Annotated in this window: 1 protein-coding gene; it reads right to left on the bottom strand. The window is 63.2% G+C overall.

Annotation, left to right across the window (positions count from 1 at the left end; genetic code table 11):
- Window positions 1-209 (bottom strand): hypothetical protein (locus GTP77_RS30130; protein ID WP_161075776.1); only part of this gene is annotated, 209 nt, incomplete at both ends.

The raw sequence follows: 209 nt of genomic DNA, 5'->3' as shown, positions 1-209 counted from the left end.
CTTGCAGCGCGTTCATCGCGGCGAACTGGTGCGAGCCCAGCGCGACAACCTGGTTGCTCTTCAGGCCATTGGCGATACCTTGGGTGCTCAGCGCGCCGATGGCGGCCGAGTTCAAGGACGCAACCTGATCGGTCGACAGCGCGGTGATCTGCGTCGAGCTCAGGGTCGAGATGATGCTGGTGCCAATCGCCGCCAGATCACGCGTTTCA

This window comes from Pseudoduganella aquatica (genome assembly GCF_009857595.1).
Taxonomy (GTDB): Bacteria; Pseudomonadota; Gammaproteobacteria; order Burkholderiales; family Burkholderiaceae_D; genus Rugamonas; species Rugamonas aquatica_A.
Note: the sequence above shows the minus strand (reverse complement) of the source record. Positions and strands in the feature narration are given on the sequence as shown.